The following is a 20,145-nucleotide window of genomic DNA, read 5'->3' as shown; positions in this document are numbered from 1 at the left end:
GTTTCCAAGCCCTAAAAAAAAGTTTATCCTAAGAAAAGGGTGATTTTTTACCTCATGCCTTTCACCTTTTTTTGAATGAAAGCCCTCAAAATCTTTAAAACGATCGATTCTAAAAGTTTACAAAATCTCTTAATTCTTTTTGTTACAGGCTTATTATTTTGGATTAGTATTACTAATTTATTGCCCACCTTACCCGCTTATCTAGAAGATATCGGAGCAAGTAAACAACAAATTGGTTTAGTGATGGGAAGTTTTGCTATTGGGCTACTCGCTTCCCGTGTCTGGTTAGGAAAATTAGCCGACCAACGTAGCCGTAAATTAGTTGTTATTATTGGGACTATAGTCGCCGCCATTGCACCTTTTGGTTATTTATTGATTAAATCGGTCTATCCTTTAATCAGTGTACGCGCTTTTCATGGCGTTGCGATCGCAGCATTTACGACAGGATATAGTGCCTTAGTGGTCGATTTATCTCCCATTAAACAACGCGGGGAAATCATTGGCTATATGAGTTTAGTCGTTCCAATTGGGATGGCGATCGGGCCAGCTTTGGGAAGTTTCATACAGGAAAATATGGACTATCAAGCGTTGTTTTTGTTTTCAGCAACGGCGGGCTTATTATCTTTTATTTTAGCCAATTGTATAACAGCAGGCCAACCACCTGTTATGAGTAATGAGGAGAAAATTCAGCAACAAGAGATTAATCGAAGTTTAAAAGAAATATTATTTTCTCGTGCTATTTTAGTTCCTACCCTGATTCTATTTTTAGTCGGGTTATTATTTGGGGTTTTGGTAACATTTTTACCTTTATATATGCGTCAGAGTGAGATCGATTTTAGTGCAGGTTTATTTTATACCACAGCAGCGATCGCAAGTTTTACCTCTCGTATTTTATCAGGCAGAGCATCCGATCGTTTTGGTCGAGGAATTTTTATTACATTTAGCATCATTTGTTATGGGTTATCGATGCTATTGTTGTCTCATGCCCAAAATTATAGCATACTCACTTTATCCGCTATTCTAGAAGGAACTGGCGGCGGGATTATTATTCCAATGATTTTAGCCTTGATTTCTGATCGCTCTTATGCTAGTGAAAGAGGTCGAGTTTTTGCGGTTTGTACCAGTGGTTTTGATGTCGGAACGGCTCTTGCAGGGCCAGTTTTAGGGGCTTTGATGATAGAATACCGAGAATTATTTATGATTGCAGGAAGTTTTGCGGCGATCGCTCTTGTCATCTTTGTGGGTTATTCTAATAAAGATTTAATGTCTTCGCTTCGTTATGCTCTTGGAAAAGAAAAAGATCAATATTCATTAGTGAATTCTAGGTAGAGACGAGATCTACTCACGTCTCTACAGACACAGATTTAACCTTCTACACTATCCACACTCAAAGGGACAAAATCACCATGTATCGTCAGTCCCAACAGCATCGGTTCATCTTCTAAAATTAATTTTCCCGTCAAGGCGCAACTTTCATCCTTTTTCGCTGTAGCGTCAATAGTAGCACGAATATCAGCTTTACAAAATTGTGGTCGATAATCACCTGAGCGTTGATGAACAAAATTCCAGAGAATATCACGAATCATTGCTTGATAGCCCTGATTGCCTGATAATTCTTTTAGCTTCTCTTTTAGTGCTTTTTCTAGACGGATGCTAGTGACTTCCATATCAGTCGTTGTGGCACGTGTTAATGTACGCATGGAATGAATCTCCTTTAAATCTATCAGTAATACAAGTGTAATCTTAAAATGACAGTTTTGGTGAAGATTGAAAGGAGATACCAAGCGTTCTTTTATGACCAGATTAATGTTAATACTCAGATAGATGACTGACTGATAAAGTAGAGAAAGCGGGTAAAGAAATTAGTATTCTTAAGATCAACAATGAAAACTGTTCCACTGAATACGGCACAACAAGCTCAAGCGAGTGCTAATTACTTTCTGAGCAATCATCTAGGCGATCGCGTCACGCCCGACCAAGCTATCCTTAGTAAAACGGGCTAGGTTTGGCAAGTACCCATTATCCTAACTTATCAAGTTATTTGGACTATTGGACAAGTTGGAGAAATAAAGATCAGTACCAATTCAGATGTTATTGTATCTCACACACCTATTGAAGAAATGAAACAAGCAAGCCTTAAACTGTACGAAACCCATCAAGATGAAATATAAATATTTAAGAGAGTTTGGAGATCAAACCCCTACTTTCTTCGTCGTCGCAATGAACCAATTGCCACCAAGCCAAGGGTTAAAATACCAAACAACGATGAGGGTTCAGGAACAGGGGGAACATTCGGACTTGCTTCATAGGCACCGATATCGACAGTACCATTAACAATACGGGAGAAACCTGCGCCACGTTGGTCAGTGGTGATACCTGGGGGAATGGCTGCATTACTTCCCGCATCGATGGCAATACTACCAGGGAGTAAAGCTTGGGTAAAAGTTGGGCCACCATTATCCTGCAAGGGGCCGAGGTTAGGATTTCCTGATAGTGTGGGGTCACAGCTACCATCTTCGATAAGATTATTAACATTGGTGTCCAGCCCAAAGGTGGCACAATCACCTCCAGTACTGTTAGCGATAATGGTGTTGGCTAGGTTAAGTGTACCTCTGTTGAAAACACCGCCGCCGTCGTTTGCCAAATTACCAGAGACCGTGCTGTTGCTGATGCTCGTTGTTCCATAGGAGTTGGAAACACCGCCGCCATAGTATGCCGAATTGTTAGAAATGGTGCTGTTGCTGATGCTCGTTATGCCATTTGAGTTGAGAACACCGCCGCCGTCGTTTGCCAAATTGCCAGAGATCGTGCTGTTGCTGATGCTCGTTGTGCCATTTGAGTTGAGAACACCGCCGCCATAGCTACTCAAATTTCTAGAGACCGTGCTGTTGCTGAGAGTAAGGTTTTCCTCTCTGTTAAAGATACCTCCTGCAAAGAAAGCAATGCCTCTAGTAATTGTCAATCCGTCGATAAAAACATCAATTGTTGTAGAAGGATTGTATATATAAAATACCCTAGAATTGTTATTTCCTGATACCGAGAAATTATTCGCTCCAGGCCCGTTAATGGTTAGATTATCAGTAATCGATAACTCGCCCCTGGTGAGGGTAATTGTCCCTGTCACACCACTAAACTGAATTGTATCTGCTCCTGCCATCGCATTAGAATCTAGAATGGCTTGACGCAAACTTCCCACACCCGAATCAAAAAGATTGGTAACGTTAAAAAGTGCCATGTTTTTAAGAGTATAAGTTGTTAAATAATTTATCTTTTGATTAGGATTATTTTGAAAGCTGTAATATATCTATATATGTCTTGGTCAAGTGTTTGATGATGAACTTAGTAATAAAAATAACAAAACTTTTTAGATAATTATTTAGTCAACTCTAAATCAGCTATTCTTTAAAGAACATTCATCCATAGTAAACTTATGAGCCAAACGCCTCAAACCTGCCTCGAAAGAACACCATTACGGAGTATTCATACTTCTAATTTTCCCCACATCCTTAATCATTTTGGTATTTCTTTAGTCGTTTCTACTTATCAAGCGGGTAAACTAATTGCTTTACGGGCGGATGGAAATGTGATTAATACACATTTTCGCGTCTTTAATAAACCGATGGGATTAGCGGGAGATCAAAATCGTTTAGCAATTGGGACAACCTCACAAATCTGGCAACTCAAAAACGTTCCTGCTGTAGCACGAAAAATCGAACCACAAGGCAAACATGACGCTTGTTATTTACCCCGCAGTTGCCATATTACAGGGGATATTGATATTCATGAAATGGCTTGGGTAAATGATGAATTATGGTTTGTTAATACTCGTTTTTCTTGTTTGTGTACTTTGAATTCTGAATATAGTTTTGTCCCCCGTTGGCGACCAAAATTTGTTACTGCTTATTCTCCTGAAGATCGATGTCATCTCAACGGTTTGGGAATAGTAGACAATAAACCGAAATATGTCACCGCATTAGGTACTACAGATATATTAAATGGATGGCGAGAAAACAAAGCAAACGGAGGGGTTTTAATTGATGTAGAAACTCATGAATTTATTAGCCAAGGTTTATCGATGCCTCATTCTCCAAGATGGTATGATGGCCGTCTCTGGGTACTAGAATCAGGTAATGGAAGTCTTTCCACAGTCGATCTAAATACGGGAAAATTAGAAACAGTTGCAATTTTACCTGGATTTACACGCGGTATCGATTTTTGTGGAAAATTAGCTTTTATTGGTTTATCCCAAGTGCGAGAAACAGCCGTATTTAGTGGTATTCCTCTGACTGAAAGACTCACCGAAAGAACTTGCGGGATTTGGGTAGTAAATATCGAAACTGGAGAAACGATCGCTTTCTTAAAATTTGAGGAAGCAGTACAAGAAATCTTTGCCGTACAAGTATTGCTTGGTATTCGCTTTCCTGAGATTATTGATTGGGATGAACAATTAATCGCTAGTTCGTATGTATTGCCAGATGAAGCATTAGCCGAAGTTCCCACCCATCAAAAACAGATTATAGAGAAACTGAAAAAGAGTAAAAAGGGATTTGGTTAATAGCTTAAGCTTGCAATTGTTCTAATTTTTCTGCAATCCAAGTTTGAAGAATAACTTGCTGAGATAACCCTTGTCTAATTGCCTCTTGTTCGATTTTCTCTAGCATCCAACTCGGTAAATCAAGATTAATTTGATTGTATTGAGGTCGTTTAGCTTGAGATAAATCTAAATATTCGATAATATCTTCGCCATCATCAACTTTTTTATCAAATTCAGAAGATTTCATAATTTTATGAGATTTAAGTAACAATAGTTACTAATTTACCTAGCACTTCATTAATTAAATCTAAAGGAGCTTTTTCGATAAAAATTGCTTTTCGAGCATTACAGTCAACTGTTCTAATTTGATCGACTAAAATAAATCCATAAGTTTGCATTTGCTCAGGTAATTCTATTTCAAAAGGCCAACCTTTCTTACGGCTTGTAATTGGACACACTAAGATCAGCTTTGAAATTTGATTATATATTAATGGAGAAATGACCAGTGCAGGACGATATCCAGATTGTTCGCTACCTGTGCGGGGATCTAATTGTAGTCTTATAATATCTCCTCGTTCAGGAATACGCCCCTCAATTTTTACCAATTTCTTCTCCTACAGGTTCTCCAAAATCGATTTCATCGTGCTGCATTTCGGGTGTGACATTTTTAAGTAATTCTTCGAGAGTATATTTGGGTTTAGTTGAGGTCAAAATAATTCGATTGTCTTCAATAGAAATAGTAACTAAAGCTCCCTCTTCCCATCCTATCTGTTGAATGATCGCTTGTGGGAGTCTAACTCCTAAAGAGTTTCCCCACATAGATATTTTTTGAGTAATCATAGTCAAACAATCTTGTTTATACATTGACTATACCATAATTAAGAAAAAAGGTATAAATTCTGAAAAACACTTTAGTATAGTGATCCCGTAAACTACGCATTGGAAAATCAAGATAAAATAAAGAACAGACCTACGAAACAAAACTTATCAAAATGGCCAGAGACTTACGGGGATTTATCAAACTCTTAGAAGAAAAAGGACAACTGAGACGCATCAAGACTTTGGTAGACTCAGACTTAGAAATCGCTGAAATCTCAAACCGAATGTTACAAGTCGGTGGGCCTGCGTTACTATTTGAAAACGTTAAAGGTGCATCGTTTCCCGTTGCTATAAACCTGATGGGTACAGTAGAACGCATCTGCTGGGCGATGAATATGGAGAAACCCGAAGAATTGGAAGATTTAGGGCGAAAACTCGCATTATTGCAACAACCCAAACCGCCGAAAAAACTCTCACAAGCGATCAATTTTGGTAAAGTGTTGTTCGATGTCCTCAAAGCTAAACCTGGTAAAAGTTTCTTTCCTCCCTGTCAGCAAGTGGTTATTGAGGGGGATGATATTGATCTTAATACGATTCCTATGATCCGACCCTATGCAGGTGATGCAGGAAAAATCATCACCTTGGGTTTAGTTATTACCAGAGACTGCGAGACAGGTACACCAAATGTCGGGGTCTATCGCTTACAACTCCAGTCTAACAATACCATGACCGTTCATTGGTTATCAGTGCGCGGGGGTGCAAGACACTTGAGAAAAGCAGCAGAACAAGGGAAGAAGTTAGAAATTGCGATCGCATTGGGTGTCGATCCTATGATTATAATGGCAGCAGCAACACCCATTCCCGTCGATCTCTCAGAATGGTTATTTGCAGGATTATATGGCGGTTCTGGGGTACAATTAGCCAAATGCAAAACCGTAGATCTAGAAGTTCCCGCAGACTCAGAAATTGTATTAGAAGGAACTATTACCCCAGGTGAAGTCCTACCCGATGGGCCATTCGGCGATCATATGGGTTATTATGGCGGTGTGGAAGATTCGCCCTTGGTTCGCTTTCACTGCATGACCCATCGCAAAGATCCCATTTATCTTACTACTTTTAGTGGTCGTCCCCCGAAAGAAGAAGCAATGATGGCTATTGCTTTAAACCGCATCTATACCCCCATCCTTAGACAACAGGTTTCAGAAATTACCGATTTTTTCCTACCGATGGAAGCGTTAAGTTATAAAGCGGCTATTATTTCTATAGATAAAGCATACCCCGGACAAGCGAGACGTGCCGCCTTAGCCTTTTGGAGTGCCTTACCCCAGTTCACTTATACAAAATTTGTTATTGTTGTCGATAAAGATATCAATATCCGTGACCCGCGTCAGGTGGTTTGGGCCATTAGTTCAAAAGTTGACCCCTCACGAGATGTTTTTATCTTACCAGAAACTCCTTTTGATACCCTTGATTTTGCCAGTCAAAAACTCGGTTTAGGTGGAAGAATGGGTATAGATGCAACGACGAAAATGTATCCCGAAACCGAACACGAATGGGGAGAACCGTTAGAATCAGATTCTGGTATTGCTGCAATGGTATCTCGACGCTGGCAAGAATACGGACTTGATGATCTAGACTTGAATAAAGAAGTTAACCCGAATTTGTTTGGTTATGACGTAAAATAGTATTTCTAACCTACAAAAATAATGTAGATATTGTAATTAGCTAAATTATCAATAGGAAAATATGAAAAGCTACGTCAGAAGATTTTGAGTGGTACATCAGATGCAAATATAGATTTTTCAGAAATTGCGTCAACTTTTGTTACGCGTTAGTTTTGAGGAGAGAATTAAAGGAGAGCATTATATATTTAGTAAAAAAAATGTAGAGGAAATAATTAATTTACAATCCAAAGGAGCAAAAGCTAAATCTTATCAAGTTAAACAAGTTAGAACCTTAATCATTAAGTATCGGTTGGTAAATCAAAATGATTAAATATGAATTAGTAATTTATTGGAGTGAAGAAGACAACGCTTTTATTGTTGAAGTTCCAGAGTTAGCGGGATGTATGGCTGATGGACTAACTTGTCAAGAGGCTGTAAAGAATGCTGAAATAATCAGACAAGAATGGATTGAAACTGCATAAGCAAATGGTCGCTCTATTCCCGTACCGAAAAATCGATTAATGTCTATAGAGAAATAAATTATTATGGACTGGTGGCGTAAACTTAGAAATAATCCTTTAGCTCGTTTTGGTGCAATTCTATTATTAGTATTCTATCTAATGGTAATTGCGGCTGATTTTGTAGCTCCTTATGATGCTTATTCTTCACAAGTTGATGGCTCTTTATTACCTCCAACAAAGATCTATTTTCAAGCACAGGGAGGAGAAAACAAAGGACAATGGATCGGGCCTCATGTTTATCCAACTAGCCAAAGTCCGACAAATTTAGAAACAGGCGATCGCAAAATTATTGAAGATTTTACTCAACCGTCACCAATTAGATTATTTACAAAAGGAACACCTTATCAATTTTTACAAATTCGTCTTCCATTACCACCCCGTTTTGAAGAAGTTACTCTTTTTAAAGGAATTAAAATAGACCGTCATTTATTTGGTACTGAAGGAAAAGGAAAAATTAATATACTTGGAACTGATGAACAGGGGAGAGATCAATTTAGTCGTCTATTATTTGGTGGTAGAATTAGCTTATTTATTGGTTTAATTGGCGTAGCGATATCTTTTCCTTTAGGAATGTTAATCGGTGGGATTTCGGGCTATTTTGGTGGCTGGTTAGATGCCGTTCTCATGCGCTTAGTCGAAGTTTTAATGACCATTCCAGGGATTTATCTTTTAGTAGCTTTAGCTGCCGTTTTACCCCCTGGATTAAGTAGCGCACAACGATTTTTATTAATTGTTTTAATTACATCTTTTATCGGTTGGTCTGGACTAGCTAGAGTAATTCGTGGACAAGTTTTATCACTCAAAGAACAAGAATTTGTGCAAGCAGCCAAAGCATTAGGAGCCAATCCACTGTATATTATTGTACGCCATATTTTGCCCCAAACTGCCAGCTATATTATTATTTCTGCAACCTTAGCTGTGCCTGGATTTATTGCCTTAGAATCGGTTTTAAGTCTAATTGGTTTAGGAATACAACAACCTGATCCAAGTTGGGGAAATTTATTATCTGTTGCCACAAATGCCTCAATTATTGTTCTACAACCTTGGCTAATTTGGCCACCTGCTATATTAATTATTCTGACAGTTTTAGCGTTTAATTTATTAGGTGACGGTTTACGTGATGCCTTAGATCCCAGAAGTTTATCGAATCAGTAAAAGGAGAAAAATCAGAAGTACAGCAGATTTCATAGCAGATTATAATTTAGTTCTACTGCTTTACCTTCTGCAATTTTTTGTTTAGCTCGTTTAGCAGCAATTATTAATTGATTTTCTGTTTTATTAAAAGATTCATCCCATCGTTTTTCCTCTAGTAAATCATCAACATACTCTCGCATATGTTCTACAAGTCTATCTTGAAGATCAACTGGTAAATCTTCCATCATTTTTACTACTTCATCAATTGCTGTAGATGACATACTATATCTTTCTAAAATAAGTTGATTAATTTGATATTATAATCTAATTATTGAGTCATGAGGAACAGAAACGATCAGTTAACGATCACTATATCAGGATCTTTTTCTCGATATCTATATGTTTTATCGTTTTCAATATATTTTTCTATTTTTTCTCAGCCTAGTACTATTAATTAGCTTAGAATCCCAAAAAGTCTTATCTTTCCCTTTATCTCAATCATCGGAACTGCGAGGGGTTTGGTTAACGAATATTGATAGTGATATATTATTTAGCAAACAAAAACTAACTGAATCAATTTCTACTCTTAAACAACTGAATTTCAATACTCTTTATCCGACGGTGTGGAATTGGGGATATACGCTGTATCCTAGTAAAGTCGCTAAACAAGTGATCGGAAAAGAAATCGATCCCACTGAAGCATTACAAAATCGAGATATTATCCAAGAAATTTTAGATCAAGGACATCGAAAAGGAATGACGGTTATTCCTTGGTTTGAATTTGGTTTTATGGCACCCGCAGACTCGGAATTAGCAAAACGTCATCCTGAATGGTTAACTCAACGTCGAGACAAAAGTACTATTTGGTTAGAAGGAAAGGTACATCAACGTGTTTGGTTAAATCCTTTACATCCCGAAGTCCAAGAATTTATTACAGATTTAGTCGTTGAGTTATTGAATAATTATGACATTGATGGGATTCAATTTGATGATCATTTTGGTTATCCGTCTGATTTTGGTTATGATTCACTCACCGTACAACTTTATCAACAAGAACATCAAGGAAAATTACCACCTACTAATCATTTAGATAAAGATTGGATTCAATGGAGAGCAGATAAAATTACAGCATATATGGAGCAGTTAGTTCAAGCCATTAAACTTAATAATTCTGAGGCTGTTGTTTCCGTGTCCCCAAATCCTCAAACTTTCTCTTTAGAAGCTTTTCTTTTAGATTGGCATACCTGGGAACGTATGGGTTTAATTGAAGAATTAGTGATCCAAGTCTATCGCTCTAATATCAATGATTATATTCGGGAATTACAAAAAAGTGAATTACAACTGGCTAAAACTCATATCCCTGTAGGAATTGGTATTCTCTCAGGTTTAAAAGGTCGTCCCGTTAATCGAAAAAATATTGCTGAACAAGTTAAAATCGCTCGTGAAAATGGTTTTGCTGGTGTTTCGTTTTTCTTCTATGAAAGTTTGTGGAACATAGCAGATGAACCCCTTGAACAACGTCGTACTATTTTTAAAGATTTGTTTCCCACTTCTGCCATTCATCCTAATATCTTTCGAGGATGGAGTCCCCAAGCCTCAAAAGGGTAGTCAATTCGTTTACAATTGCAAAAGGAACCTAGAATAAATCTATCACAATGACGATGAATGCACCGATACCCGTAGTAGTCAACGGCGCGGCTGGAAAAATGGGACGCGAAGTCATCAAAGCGATCGCCAATGCAGACGATCTGATGTTAGTTGGTGCAGTCGATCGCAACCCTGAAATCGAGGCGAGGACATCGGCGAAATCGCGGGCTGTGGTGCCTTAGAAGTGCCTGTTTTAGACGATTTACAAAGTATTTTGGTGCTGGCTACCCAAGAAAAAGTACAAGGCGTAATGGTCGATTTTACCCATCCTGAAGGGGTTTACGATAATGTGCGGAGTGCGATCGCCTATGGGGTGCGTCCTGTGGTTGGTACAACGGGACTAACCCCCGTGCAAATTCAAGATCTTGCCGAATTTGCCGAAAAAGCAAGTACAGGATGTTTAATTATTCCTAATTTCAGTATCGGGATGGTACTCTTACAACAAGCTGCATTGCAAGCATCCCAATATTTTGAACACGTTGAAATCATCGAACTACACCACAATCAAAAAGCCGATGCACCCAGTGGAACCGCTATCAAAACGGCTGAACTTTTATCCGAACTAGGTAGTGCATATAATCCACAAAAAGTCAAGGAAAAAGAAACAATCAAAGGAGCTAGAGGCGGTATTGTTGGCGAAAATATTAACATCCACAGTATTCGTTTACCTGGTTTAATCGCCCATCAAGAGGTAATTTTTGGCGCACTAGGTGAAATTTACACCCTTAGACATGATACCAGCGATCGGTCTTGTTATATGCCAGGTGTCTTACTCTCCATTCGTAAAGTGACTGAACTTAAAAGCTTAGTTTATGGTTTAGAAAAGATTCTCTAGAAAAACATAAATCAATAAAATCTGATGACTGATGACTAATAACTGAAACTATGCTTGTTCCTCTCACTCGTGAAACTTTTGAACAGATTATCCCCATTATTGCTACTGGAGCGCAGTATGGTTATTATTGGGGCAAATGGTCAGATTTATTAAGACGTTTACTCATTTCGGTGGTAGCTTTAACCATCACTTGGTTAGTGGGAAACTTATTCGGGCCAGGTGGATTTACGATTAAACTAATTTTAGATATTATTGCGGGACTCTATTGGTTATGGTGTCCTGTTTATTTAGCCAGTCTCAGAAATAATACTTATCGTCGTATTCCCTATAGTGGTTTTTGGCGTGGTAGGGTTTTAGATGCGTTTATTACTGAAGAATTAGTGGGAGAAGAAGAAACCGTTAATCAACGCGGTGATCTTGTAATTATTGAAAATATCGAAAAACGGATTAATCTATTAGTAGGGGATCAATCTGGGTTTAAAGTCACGGTACAAGCCCCATTACGTCGCATCTATAAAGGTATTCGTCCAGGTGCAGTTGCCGAATTATTAGTCTTATCCAAACAACCCGATTTAGAGACAATTTCTCAAATTACAGATGTATATCTACCGCAACAAAATCTCTGGGTGGGAGAATATCCTTATCTGCGTCGGGATGTTTTTAGACAAGTGAGTCAAGAATTAGGGGGTACTGGGAAAACTAATACAAAAGAACGTCGCCCAGGTAGTTATATTGTGAAGCGAAAACGACGAAATTAAAGATGATGATTGATTAGCACTTTAGCAAAACTATAGAAATCAAAGCTTTTATTTAATATTGGATAATGAACAAGTTAGCTCAAATAATCGGTAGTAAATTGTATGAGGGTTTTGTTAGTTGAGGATGAAACAGATTTAGGAGAAGCAATTAAAAGAATTTTAACTCAGGAAAAATATATTGTTGACTGGGTACAAAATGGCGATGAAGCTTGGTCTTATCTACAGAATAAATGGACAGATTATACTTTAGCTATTTTTGATTGGTTGTTACCTGGGCTATCGGGAATTGAACTGTGTAGACGATTGAGAACAAAAAATTGTCCGTTATTAATTTTAATGTTAACAGCAAAAGATCAATTAGAAGATAAGGTAGAAGGTCTTGATGCAGGTGCAGACGACTATCTGGTTAAACCGTTTCGTCGTGCAGAATTACTAGCGAGAATTCGCGCTTTACAAAGACGATCGCCACAACTTCATCCCCAAAGATTACAGGTTAATAGACTAACACTTGATTATGGCACACGTACCGTTTATGTTGAAGCGCATTTTGGACAACAACAAGTAATTACTTTAACTACAAAAGAGTTTCAACTATTAGAGTATCTCATGGAACATCCAAATCAAATTCTAAAAAGCGAACAAATTCGGAATCAAATCTGGGAAATTGGAGCCGAACCTGTTAGTAATGTAGTAGCGGCTCAAATTCGCTTGTTACGTCGTAAATTAGAAACACTCAACTGTGGGGAATTAATTGAAACCCTACACGGAGTTGGCTATCGTTTAAATTCTCATGCAGCAAAATAGCTTATTTAATCAAACTCGTGTACGTTTGGCGTTTTGGTATGCGGGCGTTATGGGGATTATCTTAAGTCTATCAGGATTTGGGGTATATAAGGCGATCGCTCATGCTCATATGGTGGCAATTGATCGAGAAATCACTTCAGTAGCAGGAACGATACATGATAATCTAGAGCTTAAATTGCAAAACGTCGGACAGCTTGAACCGCTTGTTTATCAGCTTTTACCCGATCTTTGCACTCAGGGTAATTCTTGTTTTTCTGAACTTTATTCTAATAACAACTGTTCTGTTGCTATTGATAAACCTAAAGTATCCAATCGTCATGTCTTAAGTGTAATCGGACAAGGTAACTATTATTTACGTTTATTAAATACAAAAGGATGTCTGCTTGCCTTTGTCGGAATGCCTCCGCAAGTCTCTTCATTTCCTATTGATCAACAATGGCAAATTATTCAAAATCAAAAAGGAAAACGCTATCATCAGATTACTTTAACATTACACACAAATCATCACGATAACTGGGGATACTTACAAATCGGAAAAAGTTTTCAAGAATTTGATGATTATCTTTCAACGATTAGATTAATTTTATTTTTAGGTTTGCCGATCGTTCTGCTTGTAATTGGGGCTTCTAGTTGGTGGTTAGCAGGATTAGCCATGAAACCCATCTATCAATCTTATCAGCAAATTCAACAGTTTACAGCAGATGTAGCCCATGAATTACGCACCCCATTAGCAGCTATCTTAGCAACTATAGAATCAACTAGAAATCGTTTAGATCCTTTAGAAACACAAGAAATTTTAACGACTATTGAACGACAAAATCGAAGATTAGCCACACTGGTAAATGATCTACTGCTATTATCCCGCTTAGATAGACAACCAATGACACAGCTTAATCAATTGTGTTGTCTTAATGATCTTGTTAGTGATTTAGTTGAAGAATTATCCGCACTCGCTATATCAGCCGACATTACACTAACTAAAAATATTTTAGTCAATCAATCCCTCAATGTGAAAGGGAATCTAGAACAACTGTATCGACTGGTTTCTAATTTAATCATCAATGCAATTCAGTACACACCTACTACAGGAAAAATACAAGTTACATTAAATCGTGTTGATCATTATGGAATAATTGAGATCCATGATACAGGTATTGGTATTCCACTTTCTGAACAGCAACGAATTTTTGATCGCTTCTATCGAGTGGATAGCGCACGTTCTCGCAAAACAGGAGGTTCAGGATTAGGATTAGCGATCGCTTCTGCTATTGTACAAGCTCATCAGGGTAGTATAAATGTACAAAGTGAACTAGGCAAAGGTAGTATTTTTACAATTCACTTATCCTTAGCAGATTATTGATGAGAAAAAAAAAGAAATTAAATTCCTATTTTTCTGAATACAGGATTTGACACTCTCTCCGCCTTTTTAGGGCGTGAGATTCTTGATTTAACGAGTCCACTTAAACGTATTCGGCCTTGTAATATCATTCTTACCTAGGTGGTTCTCACGCCTGCACGTTTACTTTCGGTATGCCCTACCGTAGTTGTATTTCTACAAGATTTGTTTAATTTTATTGCCGTTTGTCGTCGTTAGTATTATTAATGTGGCGATCATTTATAGATGACTTCGATTTTTCGAGTTAATAGATCACTGTTTTAAACTCAACTTTATTGTTATGGGGGTGATAAAGAGTATAAGTTGCTTTACCGAATTCTTTGCCGACATTTCCCACCCCGACAACACGTTTATTAGATGTAGATACGGTTTGTGTGTGTTGATGATCTAAGGTTTGAACAGAATCCACTAAAGAACCTTCTTGTACATCATAGATAAAAGTTTGTCCTGATCGTCCACAAAAAAGCTGATTGACTTGCATTCGTTGTATTCTATCTAGCATTAACCAAGCGGGGGTCTGAGGGTTTAACGCTTCACTGACACTGATACTGCTACCATGAATCAATAATAAATCGAGTTCAACAAAACCAAAATCTAAACCTCGTAACCATTCCACCGACTCATGAGAAACAGCATTCCATAAAGTTTTAATAATCTCTGTACCATATTGCTCGATTAACTCGGTGGGTTCTCCTGTTTTGCCGATACCATGTAGAATAAAACACTGTTCTTCCCACCAACCTAAACAGATATTCGGTTCTAGTTCGTCTAAATAGGGAAACTGTACACGCTGAATGAGTTTGTCGCTGTCTCCTCGAATCCCCACCAAATCCCCTAAAATATACAATGATTCGACTGATTCGGAGAGGTCTTCTAAAACTGCTTCATATGCGGTTAGATTGCCCTCTATCCCACTTAAAATTGCCCACATAGTCCCCCCCCTAGCGTTCACATATATGAGTTGGATCATCGGCTTTTTCGGCGAATTCTAGACCTTTTGCTAAACGCCAAGCAAAGATCGAAGGTAAACCGACTTCAATAATTTCGGCACAAACCGACTGGTAATCATATTCAATTTCTCGCAAAGTTACAGTATCCGTATCAGTGTTATAAATAACATAAGTTGCATTTGGGCGACCGTGACGCGGTTCACCTACTGAACCAACATTAATGATGCGCTTCAGGGGTGCTGTAAAACTTAGATGCTCGTTTTCCTGCGGTTTAATAACACTGATTTGTAAATTTCCCGATTTTAATGAACGTACATAGGGAATATGAGTATGACCGCAGAATAAAATATCTGCACCCGATGATAACACTCGTTCTAATGCCGTAAAAGAATCGATTTCAGGTAAAAGATATTCATGATTACTGTGAGGACTTCCGTGTACAAAACAAAGGTTATTTTTTTTGAGAGTATGGGGAAGTTGTGCTAAAAAATCACGATTTTCTGAGGTAATTTGTTGGTTTGTCCATTCATGGGCGATTTTTCCTCTTCTTTCTGCTAAAAGAGACGGATAACTACACTCACAAGCATTTAATCCTTCTATAATATCCTCATCCCAGCATCCCTGTACGGTAGGTATTTCTAGTGCAGCAATCGTTTCAACGACTTCATTTGGATAGGGGCCATATCCCACTAAATCTCCCAAACAATAAATTTGATCACAGGTGTTTTGAGCGATATCCCGTAAAACAGCATTGAGGGCTTTAATATTCCCGTGAATACAAGAGATAACGGCTATTTTCATCGGCTCATCTCTACTTCTAATTCTAAGGTTGCTTTGACTTGTTGTTGATAGTAATTAATGGCTGAGTCGCTTAAACAGCAATCATTGATACTTTGAGCAATTCCTGTTTTATCTAAATCTCGTCCGACGATTTCAAAACCACTAAAACGGGTGGGTCTACCTTCTAAATGTCGGGGTAAGTCTAGGGTAGAAAATTCTTCTTGTGTAAATCCTTGAACAAAATCACCATAGATGGATTGCCCATCAAAAATATCAAAAATGCCTTTAATGCGTTTAATTTCCCCATAAGCATTTTGTGTTAATTCACTCCAGAACGTTATTAAACTCGTATAGTCTAGAACTTCTCCTGTTAAAATTCCTCGATGAACTTCTAAAGGAGTTTTTGCCTCTAAAGTTAATTCTTGATGTTCTAAACCAATACTAGGAATAACTTCATCGGCCCAACTGTGCCACCCTGTATTAGAGATATTGGGGGGAAGGATCGCTACTCGATGACAATTAAGTTGTTTTAAAAAGGGTTCGATACTCAATAAATCTAAATACCAAGGAAGTTCTAGATAAATATTGGTCTTTTCCGATATTAGTTTTAAATTTTCTGTCGTCAAGATTTTTAGGTGAGGATATTCGCTTTGTAAATAAATGATGTCAATAGGAATGGATTCAGTACGAGGGCTATAATAACCTATATTTTCTTTTGCTTTAGCCATCTGTTCTTGTATCCAATATGTTTTACCCGTTCCAGGTGGCCCAGTAACAGCAGTAATCATGATGTTCTTAAAATGATAATGATTATCATTATAGTAGATAACTTCGTAATCAAACGATGTGAAGGCTCAAATTTCGGCTCTGAAAGTTAATAACTATCTATCTTTAGATTATTTTAATATTTCATCAATTATGCGAAACTATAACGTCTAAGTGATTTAAACTGGTAATTACCTTAATACTTTTGTTCTAAGTAAACATCTCTCAAGAAAGAAGCAAAGTCGATGACTGAAGACACTAATCTGCTCCTAGATGAATTGCTACAGAACTCGCCTAGACCTTCTAGTTGGGAGTCTGAAAACCAAAATAGATTGATAGTTGCCGAAGAAATGACCGAACAGAAATCGGCTGAACTTTTGCTGCTTGAACAGAATAGATTATTAAAGTTGATCGCATCTGGAAAACCGATAGATGAATGTCTGAAATCCCTGTGTGCCTCCGTGTCTAAACTTAATTCAGGTGTACGGGCTTGTATTCTACTGGCTGATGACCTACGGCTTAAATTTTACCGTTCCATTACTCCAACTTTTCCGTCGTCATTCGGACAAGGACTTAAGGATGCTCCCATTAATGAGCTTGCCATTGGTACCTGTGGTACAGCAGTATATTGTGGTAAGCCAGTTATCTGTACAGATATCGCCAATGATACTCGGTGGTCACAAGAATGGCGAAATTTATGTGTCGCTCATGGAATACTAGCGTGTTATTCTACACCGATACTGGGCGTGGATAACTTGGCTCTGGGTTCTTTGATGTTGTGTTTTGATGAGGCGCGATCGCCGACGGATTGGGAATACCGATTAGCCGAGTATGGTACCCAAGTCGCTAGTATTGTTTTTGAACGCGAACAGTCGAACAAAGCTTTAAACGAATCTGAAGAACAATATCGAACACTGTTCAATTCGATGGGTGAAGCTTTTGCCCTGTGTAAAATTATTTTAGATGACGATGGTAAGCCGTTTGATGTATTGATCCTTGAAGTTAATCCCGCTCATGAGGCGATGACTGGATTTACAATCGAAGAAACGATCGGTAATACCATGCGGAGTTTGATTCCCAATCTTGATGATAGTTGGTATGAAACTTGTTTCCGTGTGGCACAAAAAAGCGAAACGATTCGATTTGAAAGCTATGTATCGAGTTTAAGTCGCTGGTTTGATATTTACGCTTATAAAGTTGGTAAAAACGATGATGGAAAGTTTGCGCTTATTTATAGTGATATTAGTGAACGTAAACAAACAGAAACAGCTTTAAGGCAAAATGAAGAACGGTTACGACTGGCTGTAGAAGTGGGAAGAATAGTCGCTTGGGAATGGAACCCATTCACCGATACGATTATTACTACGGATAATTTATCGTCAATCTATGGTCTGAGTAAAATTGAAGCATCCGTGCAAGGATTTGCGTTAATTCATCCAGAAGATCGCGCACGACATCAGAGGTTAGTAGAAAATGCGGTGGTGACTGGAAAAGGCTATCATTCAGTTTTCCGTTTTATTCGTCCTGATAATGGCGAAATTGTCTGGCTAGATGAACGCGGTGAAGCATGGCTAGATGAAAAGGGAAATGTTCAAAAGCTGATTGGAATAGCTATAGATATTACTGAGCGTCAACAAGCAGTAAAGGCGCTACGAGACAGTGAGGAGCTAAAGGAACGGATTTTAGAAAGCTCTAATGACTGTATTAAAGTTTTATCATTGAACAACGAAATTCTATACATGAATCCAAGTGGGCTACGCCTTTTAGAAATTGACAATTTTACATCTGTCCGTAATGCCGACTGGCTGAGTTTCTGGCAGGGTGAAGATCAAGAGAAGGCGAAAAAAGCGATCGCCACAGCCGCTTTAGGTAAAATTGGTCAATTTAAAGGCTACCGTCTTACAAGGAAAGGTAAGCCAAAGTGGTGGGATAGCATTATTACACCGATTCGAGATGCGTCTGGAGAAGTCACACAACTCGTTGCTATTTCGCGGGATATCACCCAACAAAAGCAAGTAGAAGACTTGTTGCGTGAGAATGAAGAGAAATTCCGAAATATGGCGGATAATGCTCCCGTCATGGTTTGGGTCACTGATGCCACTGGTTACTGCACTTACCTTAGCCAAAGTTGGTACGAATTTTCTGGACAAACTGAGGAAACAGGATTAGGTTTAGGTTGGCTAGAGGTAGTACATCCCGAAGATAGCGAAACCTCTAAAAATATCTTTCTTGATGCTAATCGTCAGAAGAGTGCGTTTCAACTAGAATATCGCTTACGGCGCAAAGACGGTGAATATCGTACTTGCATTGATGCGGCTAGTCCCTGGTTTGGAATCGATGGTGAATTCAAGGGTTATATCGGCTCAGTTATGGACATTACCGAGCGTAAGCAAGCCGAGGAAAGTTTACGCCGTTCCGAAGAACGCTATCGATCGCTGTTTGAATCGATTGAGGATGGTTTTTGCGTTATTGAGATGCTGTTTGATGAAAACGCTCAACCGCTTGATTTCCGCTTTTTAGAAATTAATCCAGCGTTTGAAAAACAAACAGGGCTTAAAGATGTAGAGGGTAAAACAATACGTCAGTTAATTCCCAATCATGATCATCATTGGTTTGAAATTTATGGTAAAGTCGCAGTGACTGGGGAACCGATTCGCTTTGAAAATAAAGCCGAAGAAATGAATCGTTGGTTTGATGTTTATGCTTTCCGCTTTGAGCAGCCAGAAAGCCGCAAAGTCGCCATCTTTTTTAAAGATATTACTGAACGCAAGCAAGCTGAAATTCAACAAAAACAAAGAGCAAAAGAACTAGCTCAGTTAAATCATTCTTTGATACGAACAACTGATCTTTTAGCTGAGCGTAATCAAGAATTAAATAATTTTACATATATTGTCTCACATGATTTAAAAGCACCATTGAGGGCGATTTCTAATCTCTCCCAATGGATTGAAGACGATCTTCAAGAACAATTAGACGAAAACAATCAACGTCAAATGCAGCTTTTACGGAATCGAGTCGAACGAATGGAAGCAATGATCGATGGATTACTGGTCTATTCTAGAGTGGGACGTACAGAAGTGGAAACCCAATCAGTGAAGGTTAGAGAATTGCTTGACGAAATCTTTGACTCTCTTGTAATACCCCCAACTTTTAGCATTAAAATTGAATCAGAGTTACCCACAATTGTTACTAAACGTTTGCTTCTTTCTCAAGTTTTTGCTAATCTCATCAGCAATGCAATTAAACACCATCCTCGCCTCGATGGACAGCTTGAGATTTCGGCTACTGAAAAGGGACAATTTTATGAATTTGCTGTTTCTGATGATGGTAATGGCATTGCTCCCGAAAACCACGAAAAGATCTTCGGCATTTTTCAAACCCTTAACTCTCGTGATGTCAAAGAAAGTACGGGAATTGGTTTATCAATTGTTAAAAAAATTATAGAAACCGAAGGCGGCGAGATTTCTGTAACATCTAAATTAGGTAGCGGTGCAACATTTCGCTTTACTTGGCCAAAACAACCTTTAACTCATTAAGA

19 protein-coding genes and 1 pseudogene are annotated in these 20,145 nt (G+C 38.2%); 11 read left to right on the top strand and 9 right to left on the bottom strand.

The features are described from left to right. The first annotated feature begins 75 nt into the window (after positions 1–75). The gene (locus tag CFPU101_RS05725) at positions 76–1,329 is read left to right on the top strand and encodes an MFS transporter (protein WP_206814363.1); all 1,254 of its coding nucleotides are present in this window, start codon (positions 76–78) and stop codon (positions 1,327–1,329) included. 35 nt (positions 1,330–1,364) lie between these two features. Here the strand turns inward: CFPU101_RS05725 and CFPU101_RS05720 are convergent, their stop codons facing one another. Next, positions 1,365–1,700, bottom strand: a complete 336-nt coding sequence (locus CFPU101_RS05720) for a hypothetical protein (protein WP_206814362.1) — start codon at positions 1,698–1,700, stop codon at positions 1,365–1,367. Positions 1,701–2,200: 500 nt separating this feature from the next. Further along, entirely contained in the window at positions 2,201–3,235 is a 1,035-nt protein-coding gene (locus tag CFPU101_RS05715) for a PEP-CTERM sorting domain-containing protein (RefSeq protein ID WP_206814361.1), read from the bottom strand. Positions 3,236–3,430: 195 nt separating this feature from the next. On the opposite strand from CFPU101_RS05715, the gene CFPU101_RS05710 reads away from it, so the two are divergent. Beyond that, positions 3,431–4,555: a TIGR03032 family protein gene (locus CFPU101_RS05710; protein WP_206814360.1), complete on the top strand. Its 1,125-nt coding sequence runs from the start codon at positions 3,431–3,433 to the stop codon at positions 4,553–4,555. 4 nt (positions 4,556–4,559) lie between these two features. On the opposite strand, the gene brnA is transcribed toward CFPU101_RS05710, so the two are convergent. From brnA to CFPU101_RS05695, 3 genes are read right to left on the bottom strand one after another with little or no spacing between them, the layout of a single operon-like run. Continuing rightward, positions 4,560–4,781, bottom strand: a complete 222-nt coding sequence (brnA, locus tag CFPU101_RS05705; protein WP_206814359.1) for a type II toxin-antitoxin system BrnA family antitoxin — start codon at positions 4,779–4,781, stop codon at positions 4,560–4,562. Between the two features lie 13 nt (positions 4,782–4,794). Next, positions 4,795–5,139, bottom strand: coding sequence for a type II toxin-antitoxin system PemK/MazF family toxin (locus CFPU101_RS05700; RefSeq protein ID WP_206814358.1), 345 nt, complete (start codon positions 5,137–5,139; stop codon positions 4,795–4,797). Further along, a complete protein-coding gene (locus CFPU101_RS05695) occupies positions 5,126–5,374 on the bottom strand; it encodes an AbrB/MazE/SpoVT family DNA-binding domain-containing protein (protein WP_206814357.1) in 249 nt (82 codons plus the stop codon). Before CFPU101_RS05695 ends, CFPU101_RS05700 begins: the two co-directional genes overlap by 14 nt. Positions 5,375–5,526: 152 nt before the next feature. Here CFPU101_RS05695 and CFPU101_RS05690 point away from each other — a divergent pair, with 152 nt between their 5' ends. The 3 genes from CFPU101_RS05690 (at position 5,527) to CFPU101_RS05680 (ending at position 8,693) form a co-directional block, all read left to right on the top strand. Further along, positions 5,527–7,038: a UbiD family decarboxylase gene (locus CFPU101_RS05690; RefSeq protein WP_206814356.1), complete on the top strand. Its 1,512-nt coding sequence runs from the start codon at positions 5,527–5,529 to the stop codon at positions 7,036–7,038. A 302-nt stretch (positions 7,039–7,340) separates the two neighbouring features. Beyond that, a complete protein-coding gene (locus CFPU101_RS05685) occupies positions 7,341–7,499 on the top strand; it encodes a type II toxin-antitoxin system HicB family antitoxin (RefSeq protein WP_206814355.1) in 159 nt (52 codons plus the stop codon). Between the two features lie 63 nt (positions 7,500–7,562). Further along, on the top strand, positions 7,563–8,693 hold the full coding sequence (locus CFPU101_RS05680; protein WP_206814354.1) for an ABC transporter permease: 1,131 nt from the start codon (positions 7,563–7,565) through the stop codon (positions 8,691–8,693). Between the two features lie 29 nt (positions 8,694–8,722). Here CFPU101_RS05680 and CFPU101_RS05675 read toward each other — a convergent pair whose 3' ends face one another. Beyond that, entirely contained in the window at positions 8,723–8,953 is a 231-nt protein-coding gene (locus CFPU101_RS05675; protein WP_206814353.1) for a hypothetical protein, read from the bottom strand. Between the two features lie 118 nt (positions 8,954–9,071). Between CFPU101_RS05675 and CFPU101_RS05670 the strand changes: the two genes are divergently transcribed. The 5 genes and pseudogenes from CFPU101_RS05670 (at position 9,072) to rppB (ending at position 14,076) form a co-directional block, all read left to right on the top strand. Continuing rightward, positions 9,072–10,280 carry a glycoside hydrolase family 10 protein gene (locus CFPU101_RS05670; protein WP_206814352.1) on the top strand — a complete coding sequence of 403 codons (1,209 nt, stop codon included), beginning with the start codon at positions 9,072–9,074 and terminating at the stop codon, positions 10,278–10,280. Positions 10,281–10,327: 47 nt separating this feature from the next. Continuing rightward, a pseudogene (gene dapB, locus CFPU101_RS05665) lies at positions 10,328–11,154 on the top strand (4-hydroxy-tetrahydrodipicolinate reductase). 50 nt (positions 11,155–11,204) lie between these two features. Beyond that, positions 11,205–11,912 (top strand): phosphate ABC transporter permease, encoded by a 708-nt coding sequence (locus CFPU101_RS05660; protein ID WP_206814351.1) that lies wholly within the window; start codon positions 11,205–11,207, stop codon positions 11,910–11,912. A 102-nt stretch (positions 11,913–12,014) separates the two neighbouring features. Further along, positions 12,015–12,716, top strand: a complete 702-nt coding sequence (rppA, locus tag CFPU101_RS05655; protein ID WP_206814350.1) for a two-component system response regulator RppA — start codon at positions 12,015–12,017, stop codon at positions 12,714–12,716. Continuing rightward, positions 12,703–14,076 carry a two-component system sensor histidine kinase RppB gene (gene rppB / locus CFPU101_RS05650; RefSeq protein WP_206814349.1) on the top strand — a complete coding sequence of 458 codons (1,374 nt, stop codon included), beginning with the start codon at positions 12,703–12,705 and terminating at the stop codon, positions 14,074–14,076. Before rppA ends, rppB begins: the two co-directional genes overlap by 14 nt. 280 nt (positions 14,077–14,356) lie before the next feature. Here rppB and CFPU101_RS05645 read toward each other — a convergent pair whose 3' ends face one another. Genes CFPU101_RS05645 through CFPU101_RS05635 form a run of 3 tightly spaced genes read right to left on the bottom strand, consistent with a single transcriptional unit; the run spans position 14,357 to position 16,630 of the window. After that, a complete protein-coding gene (locus CFPU101_RS05645; protein WP_206814348.1) occupies positions 14,357–15,043 on the bottom strand; it encodes a metallophosphatase in 687 nt (228 codons plus the stop codon). A 10-nt stretch (positions 15,044–15,053) separates the two neighbouring features. Continuing rightward, entirely contained in the window at positions 15,054–15,863 is an 810-nt protein-coding gene (locus tag CFPU101_RS05640) for a metallophosphoesterase (RefSeq protein ID WP_206814347.1), read from the bottom strand. Then, entirely contained in the window at positions 15,860–16,630 is a 771-nt protein-coding gene (locus CFPU101_RS05635) for a GTP-binding protein (RefSeq protein ID WP_206814346.1), read from the bottom strand. Before CFPU101_RS05635 ends, CFPU101_RS05640 begins: the two co-directional genes overlap by 4 nt. 222 nt (positions 16,631–16,852) lie before the next feature. Between CFPU101_RS05635 and CFPU101_RS05630 the strand changes: the two genes are divergently transcribed. Continuing rightward, positions 16,853–20,143 carry a PAS domain S-box protein gene (locus tag CFPU101_RS05630; RefSeq protein WP_206814345.1) on the top strand — a complete coding sequence of 1,097 codons (3,291 nt, stop codon included), beginning with the start codon at positions 16,853–16,855 and terminating at the stop codon, positions 20,141–20,143. The last annotated feature ends 2 nt before the right edge of the window (positions 20,144–20,145 follow it).

The organism is Chroococcus sp. FPU101 (assembly GCF_017312365.1).
Classification (GTDB): Bacteria; Cyanobacteriota; Cyanobacteriia; order Cyanobacteriales; family Microcystaceae; genus Chroococcus.
Note: the sequence above shows the minus strand (reverse complement) of the source record. Positions and strands in the feature narration are given on the sequence as shown.